We start from the raw sequence: 19721 nt of genomic DNA on the forward strand, positions 1-19721 counted from the left end.
ATTATCCTATTCAAGATATGAAAGTGGGTAAGCGGTGGACAACCAACGACCTTTTCGACCCGCCGCAGGCTTAACCGGCTGCTTTTAAGACGTCGAATAACAAAGTGTACAGAAATAGAGCAGAAACCAGTGTAAACTAGGTTTTTGCTCTATTTGCAGACTTCTAGGTAAAGGAAAATGTTATCGACCATACCATCAAATAATTGCCATTCTTTTAGCGGCAACCAGCCCGGAAAGGCTCCCCTTTCCTCAGTATGTTTTCCGAGAGCTACCAGTTCTCAGCTGTATTTATTTAACGCAATCATTCTGAGCTACTACTTTTGCAATTCTTTTAGAAGTAATACAAATTCTGTTATATAAAATCCAGAAATTCTTTCGGCAATTTCCACCGCTATCTCTTCCCTATACAAGTGGGAAGTCATATTTCTGTCATTCAACATAAGTAGCCACGTTTTCTCATCACTAATAAGTTTTTGAGCATATGCCTCTTTAATCACTGCTTTTGGTGAATTAATATCTATTATGCCACTATCTTCAAGAAACACCTTAGTGGTTTTCCATGCAAGCTCATAGGTAAACTCAAATCTCTGTATAACCCCATCACGGACCACATCGCTAACACCTTGCCTATTAAACTCTTTATCTGCTTCTTTAAGCCTTTGCAATGCATTCTCAAAATTAATGAGTTTAGTTTCCAACTTACTCATAGATGATTACACCGTCCCTCTTAATGCTTTCCATCAGTCCATCTGTAGAGTTTGTTTGGACAAATATGATATCAATTTTTTTGAGGGTTTCAATCTCATCCGCATCATTACGAAGGCAAGCTTTATCTAGAGCCGATAAATCGTTTCCATAAATTTCTATATCATAGTCACTGACAGACGAATGATCGCCTCTTGCACGTGAACCAAATAGAACAATCTTATCAACTTTGTATTGAAGGGAAATCTCTTTGATTCGTTCTAAAACACTATCCATTCTTCACGACCCCAGTTCGAATATTTTAATAATGCCTGATTTCATTTCTAAGTTATCTCCAATTATTGGCATTATCAGCATAACATACAGGACTGTTATTTGTCCATGCTCATTATTTATTCGTTAGCAATGTTTGGGCTATCAAGTCGCAGGACACTTTTTTACAGCACTACCAAAACTCAAAGGATATACACCTCTACTCCTACACAATCCCGCGCAAACCTTCACCGTCTCCTTCAGCACAAACTCCGGCACCTCGGGGATATCAATTCCTTCATTATATATATCCACCACAAAAACAAACTTGATTTCCTTCGTTACTAGACGGCGCTTCAATTCTTTTAAGGGAGATTTGACTTCGAAGCCGAGTCCATACTCCAGCCTTATCTCCCGTTTCTCACACAACACTTAGCAACAGGGGTTCCGTCAACAAAATCTCCCCAAAATCTTTAAACGCAAATGTTTCGTTTTGGTTGGCATTCCCGCCAAGAATGTTTAGTTACTGATACACATGCAAAATAGCTTCATATACAAATTCTGCAAGTCCCGGTGTCTTTTTATCCAAATCTTCTTTATACTTCAAATACGCCTGTCCGATTTTGCGGAAAGCTTTATCGTCGCAGGGAATCCAAGTATTTATAAATTCCTTATAAGAAGCAACTGCTTCTTTTGCCGCTAAGCTGTCCGGGCCATCCTGCATGGCCTCGCAAAACTTTTGAATGACATCCCCGCAGAGAGCAATGAGCTTGCCAAAATCCAAGTTCATTATATTCGAAGCGTTTTTAACAATGGATACACTGCCCGGGAATATACCGCTTTTCACTAATGGAAGAAAAAAAGCACTTTCCATTAACTCTCGGATTTCATTGGCATATGTTTTCTTTAGCGTTTCAATTCGATTTCTATCAAAATCCCTAAGCATTGAAATTTCAAACTTATCATTCAAGATACGGTCAACTGACAGTATCATTTTTTGCAATTGGGATTGTTTTTCCAAAAGAATTTGTTTATGTTGCCGCATTAACTCCTTTTCCATTTCCTTTGGATTTTCAAGCATCAACCGAATGTCGTCAAGGGAAATGCCAAGCTCCTTATAGAATAAAATGCTCCACAAGCGGCGCAAGCTCTCGTCGTCATATTGTCGGTAGCCCGATTCTTTTACCGCGCTGGGCGGCAATAATCCGATTTCATCATAATATTGCAAGGTGCGGCGGCTTACGCCGGAGAGTTTGCTCACTTCATTGACACTTTTCAATTTTCGTCCTTCTTTCAATCTGTTCAATAGGTCGATAAAATATTTTCAAATATTTTTCAAAAAGCCTTTGACTCGAACGTGACGTTATAGTTTATGCTTTCATTGTAACCGAATGCGGCGCTTTTTAAAGTAAAAAAAGATGGACACGAGCGCCGCACATAATGAGGAGGATTTATTTAGGATGAGTAAGAATAAAGAAGCTCCAGAACTTGAGCCGATTCCAAAGAGTATCATGAACATTGCCTGGATTTTAGTGCTTGGAGCAGTTATGCCACTACTTGATTCAACAATGGTCAACATTGCCATCAAGCACTTGAGTATTGATTTCAGTATCGGACTTGATTTAATTCAATGGGTAATTACGGGTTATGTGTTAGCCATGGCAATTTCAGTGCCACTTGCTGGTTGGGCAGTTCAACGTTTCAACGGTAAATGGTTAATGATTGGCGCCAATGTATTATTCTTGGCTGCTTCGATTGCTTCGGGACTTAGCTGGAGTATCAATTCAATGATTATTTTCCGAATTGTTCAAGGTTTCAGTGCTGGCTTTATCATGACATTAGTGACTACTTTGTGTGTTGAAATCGCCGGAAGAGAGCGAATGGGACGTTTGATGTCGACCATTGGGATCCCAACGGTCTTGGGTCCAATCCTTGGCCCGGTTATTGGGGCTGTGATTGTCCAATTCTTATCCTGGCGTTACATTTTCTTTGTCAACATTCCAATCGGTATTCTTGCCATCGCTTTGATGATTTTGAAGTTGCCTAACTTCACGCCAGCTAACCTTAAAGCCAAATTCGACTTCATTGGTATCATTTTATTGGGTGCCAGTTCATCCGCCTTGATTTATGGGATTACTAAAGCAGCGAAAAATGCTACATTTAACAACAGCACGACGATTGGTTATGTTGTTGCAGGAGTCGCAATGTTAGCCATCTACACGATTTATGCAGCTATTAAAAAGGAACAAGCAATTCTCCCCTTACACTTGTTTAAGTCGAAAAATTTCAGTGCTGTCATGGTTGGCTTGTTCCTGGCAGGGATTGCCACCAATGGTCCAATGTTGTTATTACCTTTGTTTTTCCAAAACATTAAGGGCTTCTCAGTTTTGAGCGCTGGATTGATCTTGATTCCACAAGGTATCGGTATGTTAGTTGCTCGTCCATTGATTGGTAAGCTAACTGATAAATTGGGTGCGCGTAATGTTGTCTTGGTAAGTTTGACATTAGCCATCGTTGGCACGATTCCATTTGTCTTCTTCAATGAGGCATCTTCACTCATTGTTGTAAGTGTTGTCTTGTTTGTCCGAGGTATAGGTATCGGTGGTATCACCCTTCCAATGATGACTGATGCGTACACTGGTATGGTCAACCAAGAAATTGCGCAAGCCAGTGTCGGAACTCGGATCGTGCAAAATATTGGTGGTGCGTTTGGTTCAGCAGTGCTGGCAACGGTTGTTAGCCTTTCAAGCCAAGGTAAAGTGCCAACGATTCCACTCATGACCACTGCTTACCACGATGGTTTCAGGTTAGCCTTAGTCCTTAGCTTAGTATTGCTCATTCCAGCTATGTTCTTAACTAACAAAAAATCTAAAAAATAATATATTCATCCGATCTAAAGGAGGTGAAGCATGGCCGTTACAACAAGCAGAGTGCTAAGGTTGACTTTCACGGATAACTACTGGTGGATCTTTGTATTGGACAGTTAAATCCGTACTATACGAATTGTTGTAAATGGTAACATTCCCTATACAGTTTTGCCGTTCATTTATTTCGCTGAGACAACTATACTACTGGCTTTGGACAAAACTATGTTTCCCCTATTACGTTGCATACAAAAAGAAGTAATAGCTTGAAGATAGAACACTACGGGGTTTAGTCACTGAGGCGTTTTATAAAGGGATCGGGAAAGAAAAGTTCGGCATACAATGTGACAATATTTACTCTAAATAATAAGTTGATAAGTTGGTGTCAGGCACCACGAACCAAGCAGGAAAAACAGGTAGTCAAAACGTGACCCTTCCGCCAAGAGCACGGCAAAAGCCCTGTTTGATATCCCGACATCATCCGACAAAAGCCGCGAAGAGTGCAAAAAGCCTGCCCCTTTAAAAAAGGGCAGGCTTTACATAGCTTTTGGCAACCAGGCTATCATAGCGCTGTTCAGCGCCTTAGACCCTACGGCATTGCATCCCCGTCTTCAGATGGGTTTGCCCTTGGCTTTATTCTATTTCTAATACAATCCTTATTTCTCTGGCACACGCTGTATTGTCGTTTGGTCGAGCCTCATTATTGCTTGAGCATCTGCCGTATCTGTTGCTCGATCTCCTTGCCGTCAACAGCCTCCCGCCGAAAATAGTCATTTCTTGAGGATTAAGTTTATTGATAGAGCTGTGATACTATTTGATTTTTTCATCCTCCAAGATGAATTTAACGATGTCCCGGCTGTACTGATAAGTGTCTGCGTCTCTGCGAGCGTTTACTGAAATGAGAGGTATAGTTTGTTCGTGCAAGGAACCATGTGTCCTTACTTTTATATATTTATCCTCATTTTCGGTTTCTGCAAAAACCGTAGTAGAATCGGCGAGTATTACGTAATCACCGATTTTATCAACGGGCAAGTGTAATTCTTTGGCAGCTTCCGTTCTGTCATATACCTTTTCCACAAAAGGTAATGTTCTTAAATACTCCGCCAAATCTTCGTTCTTAGCCGGTTCGTTGGAATAAATATATAGGGTGCCGCCTTCCTGATATATATGATTTTCCAAATACCTGTCTTTAATCGGCAGTAAGCAAACTGTATTAAAACCGGCGGCGTCAAGCTTTATTTGCATGTTGACCAGATGATCCTTTCTGTTCATGCCATGGTCAGCCGTTATGTAGATTTCCCGCTCATGGTTTACGTCGTAGATTTTTCCGATCCATTCATCAATTTTTGCCATATGGGTTTTTGCTTGCTGTGTATCGGGTGCAAAATTGTGCATCATATAATCATTTGTTGTACAATAGACAAAATCGGGATCATCTTGCTGGATAAGGTTAAAGCAGGCGTTAAATACCCAGTCGTTTGCAGCTAAAGCAGATACCGCAGGAGGATTATCAAGATTGAGTCGCTTTAGCAGATTTTCATCAGGTTCTTGAACACTGATCTTTGTCTCCACTGGTGAACCAAATACATGAACAACCTTTCCTTTAACACTGAGTATAGCCGTGCTTTTACCCTGAGCGGCGTAAACATCTAAAATGGTTTCTTTTTTCAAGTGACCAGGACCTTCAATAAACGCCTGTTCCCCGGTCTGAGGATTATAGAAGTAATTTCCGGCAACCCCATGCTCTTCCGGAAATGAACCTGTTAAGATGGTTGCGTGATTCACATTAGTTACAGATGGAATGGCAGATTTTACGGTCTTAAAGAATCCGTCTTTTCCAAGCCTCATCATGTTGGGGGTGGTTTCATCACTCAAGTAATCGAGTGCACAGCCATCAATAACAATTAATAGAATTTTTCCCATTTAAATTCAATCCTTTCAATCTTAAAAAATATGAGCTTCGGCTAAGTTGATGTATTAACTATTTCTATATATATTTAACCGATTCTCGCCTTTATTATAGCTTGATACATTGATGTAATCAAGGTTTTTACGTTTCAGTTCGTTTTGATTTTTTAATTTAAATATTAATAAATTTGATAATAATATGTATTAAGCTTTGTAAATTGTATTATAATTGTTAATAGTTGTTGAAAGGAGAAAACAAATAATGGACTTTAAGGAACTAGCAACCTTTATGAATATAATTGAATCTGGAAGCTATTCCAAAACTGCAAAATTGCTTTATATAAGTCAGCCCACCGCAACAGCACGTATCAAGTCATTAGAGGATGATCTTGGTATAAAGCTACTAAAGCGAAGTGGAAAAGGATACCAAGCAACGGAAGCCGGTGCAGTTCTTGCGGTATATGCTGGAAGATTATTGCAAATTCAAGCTGAATGTCAGGAAGCTCTCAGCCAAATACGTGGTGTATATGCAAACACTCTTAGGATTGACACTACCGCAATTGGAACTTACCTTTTACCGGGTATTACTGCAAAATTCAAAAAAAATGATTCTCAAACAAAACTTTTCTTTGCGATAAGTAATACAAATGAAGCAATAGACAGTCTTTTAGATGGGTCGGTTGATGTTGTGTTGGCATCATTTACCCCAGATAACGATAACGAGGACTTATGTTTTACTATCGTCGGCTATGATACATTGGTCTTAGTTTCATCAATTGACAATCCTATAACTCAACTAAAGAAAGTAAGGGTTCAAGACTTAAAAAACGAAAATTTCATAGTAAGAGAGCAAGGATCAAATACACGAAAAATTTTCTATGATTGGCTCCATGAAAATGGGCTTGATGCTGGTAATAGCACAGAAATAGGACAACCAGAGGCTATATATAGAGCTGTTGCCCAAAATGTAGGAATATCAATGCTTTCAACTTTTTCACTTCGGCCAGAGGATACAACAATAAAATGCCTTGATCTGGAAGGCTTTCCTATTACTCGTCAAATCAATGTCATCACTAAAAAAAATCATAAAAAAAGTTATCTCATTAGCACTTTCACAAAATTAGTAAAAGAATATATGGACGAGTTAACCGATAATGGAACCATAGACTTTTAAACTGGTTCACCTCTATGGTTTTGATTTTATCTGACAGAGCATACATTCGGCCACCAGAGCCTTATGTTCTTGTTTATCCATTCGAATACCTCCATCCCTTTGTGTTATGGAGATAGTTTCTCATAGATAAAGTATGTTGACCATGCGCCGGAATATTAAGCGCTTACGACCTATTCGACCAACCGTCGGCTTAACCGCCTGCTTTTAAGACGTAAGCGTCAAATAGCAAAGTGTATAGAAATAGAGCAAAAACCAGTGTGAACTTGGTTTTTGCTCTATTTACAGGCTTCTTGTTGATGGGAAATGTTATCGGTCGTACACTCAAAATAACGCAGCTAATCTCTGTCAGTAACCCCGCCCTGAGACATCTTTTAACTTGGCATCGTGTGGATTATCTGGCCAAAGAATAAAAGATGGAAAATAATGTTGCTTCAGCCTGTATCCCTGACCATGAACGTTTTTTGTCCCATAATTCTGGAGGAGTTTGACCCTAGCACAATTCCGGAAGGAACTGGAGTAATTGTGGTCGAGCACTAGTTTGATAGTTCTGCTTTGAGCTTCTGCACGATTTCTAGGGGCAGATCAGTTATCTCAGCAATGTCTTCTAAAGATAATCCCTTTTTCACTGCGTTTCGAGCTGCCTCCAACTTCCCTTCAGCCTTTCCCTCAGCCTTTCCTTCTGCCTTTCCTTCTGCCTTTCCTCTATTCACCGCTGTCTCTATCCTCGTTAGCTGATCACGAAGCTCGGCTTCTCTGGCATCGTACAGCATTCTTGCCTTTTCATCCTTACTAATGATCTGTAATAAATCATAAGCTTTTTTGATGTCCTTATTCTTTTCTGCTAACATCTCAATCACTCCTTTTGATTTTGCATCTAGAAATTCCATCCATTCAACGATGCGGTCATTCTCATCTCTTGGAATAGACAAATCTGCTAGCTTTACGATCTCCAGGAAATGGACCTCTATGATATCCGTCAACCTGTATCCGGTTTCGTCCTCTGTCAAATGATAGCTGGAGTACAACTTTTGAAGTGGGGTACATTTGAAATCAACGATGTTGATGGTAATACATTTCTTTAGCTTGGAATAGGTATCACCTGGCTTTACTTGACTTGTGTACATCTTAGACCAGTAGAACATGGTTCTTTCGGGCATGAATTCTGTCGGTAATATTTGAATCTCGATATCAATTTGTTTCCCTTGTTTCATCTTTATTCTGACATCAAGTATTCCTTTTCTATCTTCCGCGAACTCCCTTAAAAGCTCATTATTGATGATTTCTATTCCCTCAAAGTCTTCCGCCGGAACACCTAGTACGGCACTGAGGAAAGCGACTAGCAGATCTTTATTTTTTTCGTCTCCAAAGATTAACTTGAACACGAAGTCTACTTTTGGTGACATTAGAAATCTATCGTCAGTTGGTGTTTGTTTGGCTTTACTCTTCTTGCTCCCAGCCATATTAACTTCATCCTCTCTTCAGTTATATAGATATCATTTTAGCAAATCCACCGTAGTTTCACACACTCATCAGCAGACAACCATTATTATTATCAAAACGAAACCTAACGGCCCTATGGCTCCATTATACAACAACGCACATATTAGTTCCATAAAAAGGAATGCTTTATGCTAGACATTTCTAATTGTATTACAGCTTGCACCTGAAGGCTCTGACCGTTTAAAAAAGATTACCTTAGTAACCTCTAGTGAGAAAATCACGCTCGACCTTGATGAGATCATCAGTATTAACAAGCTCTGATACGGCCTCTCTCCATTTGTACTTAATGAAGAAAGTCAACTGATCGGTGCCGAGCCATAGTGACTTTGAACGTCTGCTAACCCAAGACAGGTATAGCTAATTCATTAACCTCTTTAATAATTAATCTACGCATTGCTCAATTAATGCGTCATCCTGCGTGATTCCAGACATGACGGCCATATCTTCCAATACAGCTATCTCTAATTCTATGCATTAACTCCAAGCCCTCTTAAAATAAATCGTATACTAAAATCGACGCTTTTAGAAGCTAAATTGGTGTTAATGATAAAGGTTGTTTCGGCTGTTCCAAAAAGCAATAATAATTGATTTTCAGAGCTTGATCCAGACTTAGCAATGATTATCATGACACTTTTATCAGGACGTAGAGCAATGACCAGTAAGTCTCCTTCGTTTGCTTCACTCATAGCCATATTTTCCGAATAATAAAGTCTAAATTCAGAGGATTGAAAAGGGTTATTTTCGCTTGCATCATACCAAGAGATGGTTCCGAAGTCTAATAGCTCCTCTGATTCATCGTCTGACAAATATAAAAACTGCGTTGGAACATTGAGTAGCTTTTCGCATCCTAAGATTTGTTTAATGTTAGAGACTTCGCTAAACTCATTCTGATTGGACCTGCTATTATTAATTTCAACAGCGCTTAAATATTTGGTAGCAGTCGAAATAATATACTTCGCTAAATTCTCCTTTTGCAATATAGCCCCTCCCCATAATTATTAAACGATAACAGCAGTACATATTTAATGTACCAACTCCATAAAAGTTATCAGGACTTCTGCAGATCGCCCGCTTTCGTCTACAGGTTGTCGCGCTCCTTAATGGCCGTTCTCTCCGTGTAACTTATCGACTCCGCCAGCCACTTGCCCCATTCCCCATAGGGAATCAGGTCCTTGGCCACCTTCAGCCGTCGGCCGATCTCGATAGCGTTGTTAAGCACTACTTTTTCGGTCTGTTGTTTAATCATATTAATTTCAACCGCGATGACGGGCGGCGTTCTCTCTGTTATCGAATCGCTTATGTTGATTATCAATCCCATCTTGCACTATATTCACATCATATGGGATAGGCTTAACAAGCGTGACAACCTCCTATAAAGGCCTGTCCGAGAAACGAATACGTATTCGTTTCTCGGACAGGCTTAGAAGCTGTTTATAATGAGGCACATGCCTTATTCGGTCAGGCGGAGTATCCGGTGATCGACGTACTCTATAGGAAAAACTTTGAGCTGATTGATGAATAGTCGGCCGAAAAATCCGATCTATTGGAGGTGAAAGCATTATGAAACCACGGAGCCATAAAGCCCCGTGGTTTTCGTCAACTGGTATTATCAATACTTCCCAAATGGCTACGACGGAAGTTGGGATTATCACCCGGTAACAGCTAATGGTGTCGGATAATTGCAATCAAGTGAATGGGAATTTGCTAATGCAGCTCTTTGAAGAATATGGAGATAAACTATTCGCTTCCACCGCTGACGGCGACAGCTCAAATTCGTCGGCGCCGACGAATTTGACATACTACCAGGCCATTCTCCTGCTGGGAATTCCAGAAGAGCAGACCCCTCCCTCGATCAGTAGTCTCAATCTTTTAGTACTTTAACCTCGTCTTCCGTCATGCCTGTTGCTTTAGCTATCTTTGAAATCTCCATTCCCAACTCCAAAAGATTCTTCGCAACTTCTGCTTTTCCTTCTGCCTTTCCTTTATTCTCCGCTGTCTCTATCCTCGTTAGCTGGTCACGAAGCTCGGCTTCTCTGGCATCATACAGCATTCTTGCCTTTTCATCCTTACTGATGATCTGCAATAAATCATAAGCTTTTTTGATGTCTTTATTCTTTTCAGCTAACATCTCAATCACTCCTTTTGATTTTGCATCAAGGAATTCCATCCATTCAATTATTGGATCATTCTCGTCTCTTTGAATATCCGTATCGGCTAATTTTACGATCTCCAGGAAATGCACCTCTAATATGTCAGTTAATCTGTATCCGGTTTCATCCTCTGTCAAATGATAGCTGGAGTACAACTTTTGAAGCGGGGTACATTTGAAATCAACGATGTTGATAGTGATGCATTTCTTTAGCCTGGAATAGGTATCACCTGGCTTTACTTGACTTGTGTACATCTTTGACCAGTAAAACATAGTTCTTTCGGGCATGAATTCAGTAGGTAATATCTGTATCTCTATGTCAATCTGTTTTCCTTGCTTGGTCTTTGCCCGCACATCCAGAATTCCTTTTCTATCCTCTGCAAACTCTCTTAGTAGCTCACTGTTAATGATTTCTATTCCTTCAAAGTCTTCCGCTGGCACACCTAGTACAGCACTCAGAAAGGCTATTAGGAGATCTTTATTTTTTTCGTCGCCAAAAATTAGCTTGAACACGAAGTCTACTTTTGGCGACATTAGAAATCCATCGTCCATTGCCATCTCTTTGCTTTTACTCTTCTTTCTCCCAGCCATTGAAAACTTCATCCTCTCGAGTTCTTTTATATCATTTTAGCAAATCTACCGTAGATTAACCATCCATCAGCAGATCAACCATTATCAAGGATGAACACATCGACCCTATAGTTATATTATACAACAACACACATATCAGTTCCAGAAAAAGGTATAGTTAATGCTAGCTATTCTATTTTATTATATATGTCTCAGTTAGCAAGAGGTTCAGAGTTTGCACGAATATAACAAAACTATATCCGACGCCGCGGAACAGGCTGTTTATGATGCGGCGCAGGCCTTATGTAAGCCGTCCAAAAGACAATCTTACCCAATGCGCTTGCTGGCCAGCATACATATCTTCAATAATTTTCACTATTCAGCATCCAAGCGACATGACTGTTTGAGACTGCTTGCTTGGGAGGAGTGTTATCCTGAGAAGCTAAATCCGGATGAAATCGCTTTTGTTCGACACGCTTTTTTACAAGCACCACAATGGTTACAGTCCATATGATTTGATGTTTCATAAGGCTGTAAATTCATTTTGCATGCCTTGGCACACATTCCACAACGGCTACATTTCTGTTCATCTACTTTGTATCGATAAAAGGGAATCAAATTGCCTACAGTGAGAATGGCTTCGCCAGGGCATAGATACTTGCAAAACGGGCGATAAATCATAATACAAAGCAAAATGAAAGCCGCAAGCACCAATACCATTTTTTTGTCCAATACTTGGCTGGCCCGGGCTGGTTCTTCCATGGGAAAAATGAACAGAAGCAAAACCATCAAGGCCAATAGAGCGTATTTTAAATACCGCAGGTACTTGTGGGCTTTGAATGTATTAGCCTTAAGCGGAAACGGTATTTTATATAACAGCCCTTGGAAAAGTCCAAATGGACATACTTTACCGCAAAAACATTTCCCGCTGACCCCTCCCAAAAGGATTAAGAAACCTAGTTCAAGCACCCTAACGCCTATATTCACAACGCGTCCCCGCTTTCTCCATAGCAACTTATAATTTTAAGTGTTCAAAGTACATTCCCTGGAAAATTTTACGAACTTTTATAAATATAGAAAGGTTGCTTAAAAACAGCAACCTTTCTATATTCTGTGATACACTATATTTCAGCCACTACCCTGCACGGAAGTCCAGTAAATCCATGCATATTTACTGGAAAAGTATAGACTATGAATGATTTATCCTTTCCCTCTTCTAACAATAAATCCAAATTATCAAGATTTTCGATGATAAATACGCCTTTATCAGCACAATACTGGTCAATACGCAGGTGGTTTTCCGGTCCTTTTGCCCCACCCATGTCTACACCTATAAAACTTACTTGCTTGCCAATAAGGTAGTCAACTAATTCATCTGATAATTCTATATAGGTTGAAAAATATTCTTTTGTACCGTATCCATGTTTTTTCAAGATACCCGAATGGAATATTACAAAATCTTTTTGCTGCACTTCGCTTAGATCCAAATCCGCTACCTTGACTTCAATGTCTGTGATGTGACTTATATCAAAGATTTTACCTTTTGTTATAATACTTTCTATGGGAAACGCTTTATTCATAACATCAAAATGAGTCCCAATATGTCCAGCTTTTTCAGTATTCTGTCCCACGGCTTGCGCAGCTAATCCTAATGCTTCCAACATTTTTTTCTCCACTTTAAAACTCAAGTCTAATTTCATAATTTTAAACCTCCATCAAATTAATTTGATTTCCTAGGAAATAATAATAGGGTATCATATAATTATTTTCTTGTAAACTATTTTCATAATTATTGATGTCTTAGGCTTTAATATGCTATAATATAATAGTTTCTTAGGAAATTAAAATCGGAAGGAGTTTCCCGTTTTGAATATAGAACGTAATAAAGTAGAAATAAAAATGCTACTAAATCAAATGGCAGCTTTATTTGATTATTTAAATGATTATCTCCAAACTCATGAAAAGGCTCTCAATGATTTACTCATTGAGTATGGATATGAAAATATATACGCTAAAAACCTTATGCTTTCAGAATTTCATGTTATTGATTGCATCGGCAAAAATCGATTACCCAATGCAACCTTTATTTCAAAGGAATTAATTTTGACCAAGGGAGCCATATCCAAGATAACAGCCAAATTAATATTAAAGGAGTTAATAAAGCCAAACCAGTTAGAAAACAACAAGAAAGAAATTTACTACACCCTTACATCTCAGGGAAAAGAAGCTTATGAAGTCCATGAAAAGATTCATGATTTAGGAAATAAGAAGGTGGTAGAAATATTTAATAAATATAATAAAGAAGAGTTAAACACGATTAGTAGATTTTTGGATGATTTGTTGAATGAGCTCTAACACTAAAATTTGATAATCATTTCCTTCGGTGCCATCTTTTCAAGTTTCGACCGAAATGGCATTCATTCACTTCCCTCATCTCCTTGTCCCCTTTCACGGATTGTCTGAAAGACTATGTGATGGGCTATGTTGATTATGCATAGGCGACTCAAAGGTATTAACATGGTTGAAGCACTGAAAGCCGTGGAATGAGTCATAAGCAGTCATAATGAGTCATTATGAAACGCCTCAGCCGAAGCCTCATTTCTCCCCTAATCCACTTGCTCCACCAATAAAAATATCGCCCTGATTTTCAACTTATTGAAAATTGAGGGCAAATTTAACGTTCTTAGAAAAATCCTTCACTTGCCACATCCTTGATAGTCCAGCTCCATACTCTTTGAAGATACGCATCAGTTTATTGGCCCTGCTCTGGGAGAAATCGACTGACTCCTCCAGCCACTTGCCCCATTCTCCATACTTGAGCAGGGCCTTAGCCTCCGTCAGCCGCCTTCCGATCTCGACGGCGGCGGCAAGGTAGATCCTTTCAGTCTGGTATTTGATCATGTTAATTTCAGCCGCTATTACATGCGGCGTGCGTCCGCTGATGACATCAGTTACTGTATCAGTTACAGTATCAGTCATGATATCCACACTCCTTGGGGCTAGTTTCACTCATATAATATGTGGCCAAGCTTAAGAGTGCGACAACCTCAGTCGTCAGGCTTTTTACTCTAGGGAAGTACCCCGCTGTTGGACAAAGCAACGCTTCACTATGTAACAACCTGGACGACCATAACATAAGATATTGTATCCCCGTTGTTTAAGCCTGGGGGGATCAAAGAGGGAAGAAACCCGCTGCTCTTTAAGAGTTCAGCGGGTTTCTTCTTTATTGTCATTATCCTATTCCACCACCTAGTGGTAGACCCCCTAACCATTCAAAACCAGACTCGATGGCAAAACGTCTACATCTTTGAAGTACAGTATAGTTTTGTTCCGCCTCCGGAAAACCACTATTAATTATTGCAACCAATCTATGAGGCTTATACTGGTATTTTTCTCTGTTGTGACATAATTACCCCCAGACTGAACAGCTTTTTATTTCACTGTCCTGTCTGGGGGTAGCATACCAAAACCTCATTTAAACGGCCTGAGGGGGGAGGGAGGGTTAACTCTCCCCTCGATGACTCTCACTTTGTAACGGCATAATCTTTAAAGCTTGATCCTCATCCCGAATCGGTTCGGAAGTATCCGCGCCCATCGCTCTCTCCTCAATTAAATCAGTATTACAATAAGGACATGGCCATGATCCGCGCTCATTTGAGCTATACGAAGCGTTGCCACAGACACGACAGTTTTTCCTGAACATGATAACAACCCTCCCCGCTTCTAGTCCTGTGTTTAGAATAACAGATGACATGGACAGAATCCGTCTAACAATCGCCCAAGCATTTCTAGCGAATCTCGTCACAGAATCAATTGTCTCTCGACCTATCCCTTGAATTGTTGTTTTCACTTTGGACATTTTATCGAGTCATAATTTTGCCCGCTTATTTATTTCACTGAGACAACTATACAACTGGCCTTGGACAAAAATATGTTTCCCCTATTACGTTGCATACAAAAAGAAGTAATAGCTTGAAGATAGAACACTACGGGGTTTAATCAGTGAGGCGTTTTATAAAGGGATCGGGAAAGAAAAGTACGGCATACAATGTGACAATATTCACTCTAAATATTAAGTTGATAAGCTAGTGCCAGGCACCACGAACCTCCTAAAGCCACTCTTGCCAGTTGGCGCGCCAATACGGTTCATTGGGCTGTGTTGCTAATGTTTATTAGAATCAGTTCGCACTTCAAAGGTATTGGTGCTAATCAGAATCAAAATCTTTCCCAGGGTGCGGGCAATAGAAAGGATTTTCCCCGCGCCGCCGGGTTTGCCGCTCCATACCACAAGCACATAATTACTTTGTTTGACCATGTATTCCTTTTTCTTTCTGATGCAATCTTTACTGCAATGACGCTGCAAAAGAGTTTCCTTATCGCTTCGTTCCACAATAGAAAAGTACCGGTCACGCTGTGCTATCGTCCAATTTGCAGCCTGATCCTCATAAGGAATAACGCATTCCAAGGTAGTTTCGGGATAGTCTCTTTTGAGGTCAAGGACGATTTCTGCCACAAACTGGCCAACACCTAAATCAACACCACTAATGAAATGAGTAACTCCAACAGCTTCTATTAAATAGACCGCCTGCTCCTTCAGTACCTGCTTCAACCGCAGACAATCGGCGTTTTTTTCGTCAAACCCAATAGGAATGCTTGGAGTATGGGGTTCCGCAAAGCAGCAGGCAGTCCTTATATTGGAATCTTTAATAATCATCGTTATTTTAGGCAACCACCTTTCTCATAATAATACGGAATTAAAGCATATATTCCCTCGCATTATAAGGAATACAATTCCCTATGTCAATAGAAACATATGCTGTAATTCCGTATAATAAGCGAATGTATTGTCTATAATCATATATACAAGGTGGTGAATTGTAATGTATGAGGATTTATTTTACGAAAGATTAACTACGCTCCGCACACAAAAAGGGGTTTCCGCAAGGGATATGAGCCTGTCTTTAGGTCAAAGCGAAAGCTATATCAATAAAATTGAGAACAAAAAGTCTCTGCCATCCATGACAGGATTTTTTTATATCTGCGAATACCTAAATGTCCCTCCAAAAGATTTCTTTGATGACGAAGTAAGCTTTCCGACAAAATTAAACGACTTAATTAATGAGTCAAAGAAGCTAAACAATGGCCAATTGGAACATCTTCTGGCTATTATTAAAGACTTGAAGACAACGTAAAAAAGCAGGTAGAATCAAATTCAGCCTGCTTCTTGTTTTGTCTTCCCTCAGCCTTACACATATGTGTGCTCGTTGCATATTTTCCAATCTGGGTTAGAGAAACAGGGAGACAGGTCCGTTGTTTTACCCCTGCTTTGCTATATAATAACAGTAAAAATGCATAAAGTGTCAATGCTTATAGCCCCTATTATTGTCGAATAAGGTGCTCTGCGTCAACCCGCGGAATACCTTGTTCTTTTATGTCCAGCAACCGAAAGAATATGTCGTCTCGTCCATATTTAATGTACCGACTCCATAAAAGTTATCCAGGAAAACAAGATGCCCCACCCAGAATTTCACTCATGAGTTCATAACCATTTTCAGTAAATAGATAGTCAATTACCTTGTCCTCATCTTTAAACGATACCCGACAGTGCCCAATCAGGCAGTTCGCTTCTTTTTTGAACGTCATCTCCCGATCACCAAAATATTGGGTATCAAATCTAGCGGAGTAAAAATCCTGCTTGTTCAGATGTATGGTACGAATAAAATTGAGAATATCAATAGAAATCACTTCATCAACAGTTAAACAATCGAATCCTCTTTTCATCATTTTCTTGAGTTGAGGTTCATTGTATTTCATTCCCGTACCCCCTATTAATCTTAATATTATTAAGATCCCGTAAGCTCTCTTCTCGTGGAATCCTTTTTATATGCAGACTTTCTTATTATAGATATACAACAGCTACTCATCGAAATCCTTATCGAGTAACCAAGCTTCGAGACAATTTCACATGTCTTCATTGAAGATATCAAGGTCAATTCTATGTACAGGTGCCTCTGGGGAAGTGATAAATCCACCCCTCTTTGTTTACCGAATCTAAATGATCTGGAGGATGTATAAGTTTAGGAAGCTGAAGAAATTTACCATCTGCTCCATATGCCACAGCCATAATAGCACAAATCGCCGCATCATATGCGTCTGAAGGATAAGGTATATTCTTAGGCAATAATTCTTTTAAGGGAGACTTGACTTCACCTACTTGACTGGGTTTTACAAGAGCAGGATATACCTCTATAATAATCTTTTTGTCGATAGGATTATTAGTCATAGGATGAATTGAATAACCATCTTCTTTACACCACTTATTTATATGGCAAACAGCCACAGTACAATTGTTACCCAGCTTATCAAACGTAGCTGATAATGGCTTCTTATTATCTAACTCGTTATAAATATGTCTATCTGTATCCCGGTAAGCTAATTTATTATCAATTTCTCGCAGTGGTCTGAAACATTCAACTGTCTCACCTGAGACCAGTTGAACGAAATCAGTAGGGAAGCCTAATGGGGCATCAATTCCTATGACAACCAAAGACTCTTCCAACAGTTCAATATTATTTTTAGCTACAGCCTTTTCAATCAACATCTGGGTTGATAGTAGTGATCCAATCGGTAACGAGAATTGGTTTGGTGTCCCTAGCCATTCGAGCTCTTCTGAACCCACTTTCCATGTTACCGAGGCTACATCCTGTTTGTTACCCATCCAACCCCCAACGTCCCAACCGATCCCTATTACTCTTTTAAAATCCATTAATTGAACCAAACCTTTCTATCCTGATCCTATGACTATCTAATTCTGATAAATACGCTTGTCCATTAGGATTGCGTAAATGTATGATGGTCCACGCAATTTCTGAAGTGGAGCAGTATTGCTCAGAGGATAGTGTTCTAATGCTTCAATAATTGAGCTTTAGAGATTTGCACATTGTTCTGTCCGGTATAACCGCATTCCCTTTCATGACATAGGTAAACTCTCCGCCTCGAATTTGGCAGAATATCTCGCCGGCATGATCCCAATCATTTTCCAAATGATTTCTCTATCAAGTGTGTCTTTCTTTTTCTTCGTTTCTTCTTGGACTAGGGAAGTAGACGCGGTAAACTGTCCTGTTGACTTACTTGGTTTCTTTACTAATTCCAGGTGGGTAATCGTATCGCATACTTTTTTGGGAATGCTGTTGTTCTCTTTCATTCCTGACTCGTCTAATTTTATAGCCGGTTTTGTTGCTTGCATTGCCTTACCGATAGGGAGACCCTGGAATGGAAAATCCATTGGTATGTTATAAATCTTGCGAGGGACTGTAGTATGCTCCCCAGTTAGTTCGCTTGTTCCAGAATCCACTTCCTATGTGCTAACCTCGAGTTTTTTGCTGTACCACTTTTACCTGAAGAATTGTCCCGTCCGTTCCGATACTATTAATCACCGTAGAGTTATCCTTTTCCATGCTGAAAGTGTTACTTTCTAAATTTAAGTTTTGTTTATGGCTCTTTTCAATCTGTAACTTTCTTCTAAAGTCCACTAAATGTTCATTTACTTTGTAGTCTTCTTTTTCGATAAACGAATTTGCCACTTCACGAAGTAGTCCTTTGAAAACTTCCACTCCTACCCCATCTGCAGTTGGAAGAGAATATCTAACCCCTTGGAAATCTCCTAACTCATTTTCCTCTATTTCTATAAGCGGATCATAGTTTACAAAACGGCTAACATTTTTCGGCAACTCCATATTAAGTTGCTTAATAACCTCTGCTTCTGCCCCTGCATAAGATAACTTTTTTGCTCTATCGAAACTATTAATATCTCTAACGAATTTTTCATCATCTATTACTTCCCATGTTGTTGATCCAATTTTTTTCGTTTTACCCCCAGGTTCTAAAAAACCGCTTCCATCACCTTTTTCTCCAGGTGGATCAATAATATAAACTTCTGTGTTGTTTGGCAACATACATGTTCCTATAATTATAGATGTTGCTTGACGTCCGGAACTAAATTTAATGGAAGGAACTTGCTCCGTTCCTCTTCTTAGTTGTTCATAAGTACTGTTTCTTGAAGTTTGATTACCTTTACACTCAACGATAAATACATCTCCATTAATATCGTCATAGAATAAATAATCAGGCGATGTTGCATAATGCTGTATTGCCATCCAAGCTGGTGTTCTTAAGGCAATTTCAACATCGATAGCATTTGGAGCGTTCATATAATTGGCCATAACATAAGCCGCCATCCCAACTCCTATTTCATCAGACAGAAGTCCTTTTTGATGAAAGTCAATATTTCTAGCTTCACTACTTAAGCGAAGAGGTTCTATTGAAGTAGCTGTTGATACTTCAAATGCCCAAATATAACGAATCACCGCCCATGTTGAACTAATATCAGCTAAATTGGGTATAGCAGGAGTTGTTATCACACCAATTCTATGCAGGAGTTCAATAGGCTTAATTGCAATATACCTTTCAGGATCAAATTGTGTGAGTGTCGATAAATTTCTTTTCATTGGAGGGATAGGTTTACCTTCAGCTGTTAAGTTAGCTATTCTACATTTTGCTTAGTTATGGATGAGACTAAATTGTCTGATGATATTCCTTT

19 protein-coding genes, 3 pseudogenes and 1 riboswitch are annotated in these 19721 nt (G+C 39.4%); of the genes and pseudogenes, 5 read left to right on the top strand and 17 right to left on the bottom strand.

What is annotated here, in order from left to right; all coding sequences use genetic code 11:
• Positions 1–314 precede the first annotated feature (314 nt).
• The 3 genes from E4K67_RS14815 to E4K67_RS14830 all read right to left on the bottom strand — a co-directional run bounded on the left by E4K67_RS14815 (position 315) and on the right by E4K67_RS14830 (position 2236).
• Positions 315–707, bottom strand: coding sequence for a nucleotidyltransferase substrate binding protein (locus tag E4K67_RS14815; RefSeq protein WP_135548049.1), 393 nt, complete (start codon positions 705–707; stop codon positions 315–317).
• Positions 700–981 carry a nucleotidyltransferase domain-containing protein gene (locus tag E4K67_RS14820; protein ID WP_135548051.1) on the bottom strand — a complete coding sequence of 94 codons (282 nt, stop codon included), beginning with the start codon at positions 979–981 and terminating at the stop codon, positions 700–702. The genes E4K67_RS14815 and E4K67_RS14820 overlap by 8 nt, the downstream gene beginning before the upstream one ends.
• Positions 982–1480: 499 nt before the next feature.
• Positions 1481–2236, bottom strand: coding sequence for a MerR family transcriptional regulator (locus tag E4K67_RS14830; protein ID WP_135548055.1), 756 nt, complete (start codon positions 2234–2236; stop codon positions 1481–1483).
• 181 nt (positions 2237–2417) lie between these two features.
• Here E4K67_RS14830 and E4K67_RS14835 point away from each other — a divergent pair, with 181 nt between their 5' ends.
• Entirely contained in the window at positions 2418–3836 is a 1419-nt protein-coding gene (locus E4K67_RS14835) for an MDR family MFS transporter (RefSeq protein ID WP_135548057.1), read from the top strand.
• Between the two features lie 531 nt (positions 3837–4367).
• Positions 4368–4457: riboswitch (cyclic di-GMP riboswitch) on the bottom strand.
• Between the two features lie 174 nt (positions 4458–4631).
• Here the strand turns inward: E4K67_RS14835 and E4K67_RS14840 are convergent.
• A complete protein-coding gene (locus tag E4K67_RS14840; protein WP_135548059.1) occupies positions 4632–5744 on the bottom strand; it encodes an alkaline phosphatase family protein in 1113 nt (370 codons plus the stop codon).
• A gap of 247 nt (positions 5745–5991) precedes the next feature.
• Between E4K67_RS14840 and E4K67_RS14845 the strand changes: the two genes are divergently transcribed.
• Complete coding sequence (locus E4K67_RS14845) at positions 5992–6903, top strand: LysR family transcriptional regulator (protein WP_135548061.1); 912 nt, start codon at positions 5992–5994, stop codon at positions 6901–6903.
• 533 nt (positions 6904–7436) lie between these two features.
• Here the strand turns inward: E4K67_RS14845 and E4K67_RS14850 are convergent.
• From E4K67_RS14850 to E4K67_RS14860, 3 genes and pseudogenes are all read right to left on the bottom strand, one after another.
• Positions 7437–8363, bottom strand: coding sequence for an Rpn family recombination-promoting nuclease/putative transposase (locus E4K67_RS14850; protein WP_135548063.1), 927 nt, complete (start codon positions 8361–8363; stop codon positions 7437–7439).
• 507 nt (positions 8364–8870) lie between these two features.
• Entirely contained in the window at positions 8871–9380 is a 510-nt protein-coding gene (locus E4K67_RS14855; protein WP_135548065.1) for a hypothetical protein, read from the bottom strand.
• A 125-nt stretch (positions 9381–9505) separates the two neighbouring features.
• A pseudogene (locus E4K67_RS14860) lies at positions 9506–9703 on the bottom strand (DUF3102 domain-containing protein); the annotation flags it as partial.
• A 395-nt stretch (positions 9704–10098) separates the two neighbouring features.
• Between E4K67_RS14860 and E4K67_RS14865 the strand changes: the two are divergent.
• A pseudogene (locus E4K67_RS14865) lies at positions 10099–10242 on the top strand (DUF3102 domain-containing protein); the annotation flags it as partial.
• 22 nt (positions 10243–10264) lie between these two features.
• Here E4K67_RS14865 and E4K67_RS14870 read toward each other — a convergent pair.
• The 3 genes from E4K67_RS14870 to E4K67_RS14880 form a co-directional block, all read right to left on the bottom strand.
• Entirely contained in the window at positions 10265–11143 is an 879-nt protein-coding gene (locus E4K67_RS14870; protein WP_135548069.1) for an Rpn family recombination-promoting nuclease/putative transposase, read from the bottom strand.
• A gap of 408 nt (positions 11144–11551) precedes the next feature.
• Positions 11552–12109, bottom strand: a complete 558-nt coding sequence (locus E4K67_RS31745; protein WP_158408482.1) for a 4Fe-4S binding protein — start codon at positions 12107–12109, stop codon at positions 11552–11554.
• A gap of 134 nt (positions 12110–12243) precedes the next feature.
• Positions 12244–12822, bottom strand: a complete 579-nt coding sequence (locus E4K67_RS14880; RefSeq protein ID WP_135548073.1) for a cyclase family protein — start codon at positions 12820–12822, stop codon at positions 12244–12246.
• Between the two features lie 166 nt (positions 12823–12988).
• On the opposite strand from E4K67_RS14880, the gene E4K67_RS14885 reads away from it, so the two are divergent.
• A complete protein-coding gene (locus E4K67_RS14885; protein ID WP_243454483.1) occupies positions 12989–13477 on the top strand; it encodes a helix-turn-helix domain-containing protein in 489 nt (162 codons plus the stop codon).
• Positions 13478–13834: 357 nt separating this feature from the next.
• Here E4K67_RS14885 and E4K67_RS14890 read toward each other — a convergent pair.
• From E4K67_RS14890 to E4K67_RS14900, 3 genes and pseudogenes are all read right to left on the bottom strand, one after another.
• A pseudogene (locus E4K67_RS14890) lies at positions 13835–14101 on the bottom strand (DUF3102 domain-containing protein); the annotation flags it as partial.
• A gap of 523 nt (positions 14102–14624) precedes the next feature.
• Positions 14625–14981: a hypothetical protein gene (locus tag E4K67_RS14895; protein WP_206752198.1), complete on the bottom strand. Its 357-nt coding sequence runs from the start codon at positions 14979–14981 to the stop codon at positions 14625–14627.
• A gap of 303 nt (positions 14982–15284) precedes the next feature.
• The gene (locus E4K67_RS14900; protein ID WP_206752199.1) at positions 15285–15851 is read right to left on the bottom strand and encodes an SLOG family protein; all 567 of its coding nucleotides are present in this window, start codon (positions 15849–15851) and stop codon (positions 15285–15287) included.
• 151 nt (positions 15852–16002) lie between these two features.
• Here E4K67_RS14900 and E4K67_RS14905 point away from each other — a divergent pair, with 151 nt between their 5' ends.
• Positions 16003–16314 carry a helix-turn-helix domain-containing protein gene (locus tag E4K67_RS14905; RefSeq protein WP_135548078.1) on the top strand — a complete coding sequence of 104 codons (312 nt, stop codon included), beginning with the start codon at positions 16003–16005 and terminating at the stop codon, positions 16312–16314.
• Positions 16315–16615: 301 nt separating this feature from the next.
• Here the strand turns inward: E4K67_RS14905 and E4K67_RS14910 are convergent, their stop codons facing one another.
• From E4K67_RS14910 to E4K67_RS14930, 4 genes are all read right to left on the bottom strand, one after another.
• Complete coding sequence (locus E4K67_RS14910; RefSeq protein ID WP_135548080.1) at positions 16616–16936, bottom strand: hypothetical protein; 321 nt, start codon at positions 16934–16936, stop codon at positions 16616–16618.
• 181 nt (positions 16937–17117) lie between these two features.
• Positions 17118–17900, bottom strand: coding sequence for a DUF429 domain-containing protein (locus tag E4K67_RS14915; protein ID WP_135548082.1), 783 nt, complete (start codon positions 17898–17900; stop codon positions 17118–17120).
• A gap of 192 nt (positions 17901–18092) precedes the next feature.
• Complete coding sequence (locus tag E4K67_RS14925) at positions 18093–18476, bottom strand: hypothetical protein (RefSeq protein WP_135548084.1); 384 nt, start codon at positions 18474–18476, stop codon at positions 18093–18095.
• A 10-nt stretch (positions 18477–18486) separates the two neighbouring features.
• Positions 18487–19629: a hypothetical protein gene (locus tag E4K67_RS14930; RefSeq protein ID WP_135548086.1), complete on the bottom strand. Its 1143-nt coding sequence runs from the start codon at positions 19627–19629 to the stop codon at positions 18487–18489.
• Positions 19630–19721 lie beyond the last annotated feature (92 nt).

This window comes from Desulfosporosinus fructosivorans (assembly GCF_004766045.1).
Taxonomy (GTDB): Bacteria; Bacillota; Desulfitobacteriia; order Desulfitobacteriales; family Desulfitobacteriaceae; genus Desulfosporosinus; species Desulfosporosinus fructosivorans.

What these genes read in the sequence shown, in the direction of transcription:
- E4K67_RS14910 (WP_135548080.1), bottom strand. Translation starts at nt 16,936, where the DNA reads ATGAAATACAATGAACCTCAACTCAAGAAAATGATGAAAAGAGGATTC.
- E4K67_RS14880 (WP_135548073.1), bottom strand. Translation starts at nt 12,822, where the DNA reads ATGAAATTAGACTTGAGTTTTAAAGTGGAGAAAAAAATGTTGGAAGCA.
- E4K67_RS14820 (WP_135548051.1), bottom strand. Translation starts at nt 981, where the DNA reads ATGGATAGTGTTTTAGAACGAATCAAAGAGATTTCCCTTCAATACAAA.
- E4K67_RS14895 (WP_206752198.1), bottom strand. Translation starts at nt 14,981, where the DNA reads ATGTCCAAAGTGAAAACAACAATTCAAGGGATAGGTCGAGAGACAATT.
- E4K67_RS14845 (WP_135548061.1), top strand. Translation starts at nt 5,992, where the DNA reads ATGGACTTTAAGGAACTAGCAACCTTTATGAATATAATTGAATCTGGA.
- E4K67_RS14870 (WP_135548069.1), bottom strand. Translation starts at nt 11,143, where the DNA reads ATGGCTGGGAGAAAGAAGAGTAAAAGCAAAGAGATGGCAATGGACGAT.
- E4K67_RS14850 (WP_135548063.1), bottom strand. Translation starts at nt 8,363, where the DNA reads ATGGCTGGGAGCAAGAAGAGTAAAGCCAAACAAACACCAACTGACGAT.
- E4K67_RS14815 (WP_135548049.1), bottom strand. Translation starts at nt 707, where the DNA reads ATGAGTAAGTTGGAAACTAAACTCATTAATTTTGAGAATGCATTGCAA.
- E4K67_RS14840 (WP_135548059.1), bottom strand. Translation starts at nt 5,744, where the DNA reads ATGGGAAAAATTCTATTAATTGTTATTGATGGCTGTGCACTCGATTAC.
- E4K67_RS14835 (WP_135548057.1), top strand. Translation starts at nt 2,418, where the DNA reads ATGAGTAAGAATAAAGAAGCTCCAGAACTTGAGCCGATTCCAAAGAGT.
- E4K67_RS14905 (WP_135548078.1), top strand. Translation starts at nt 16,003, where the DNA reads ATGTATGAGGATTTATTTTACGAAAGATTAACTACGCTCCGCACACAA.
- E4K67_RS14930 (WP_135548086.1), bottom strand. Translation starts at nt 19,629, where the DNA reads ATGAAAAGAAATTTATCGACACTCACACAATTTGATCCTGAAAGGTAT.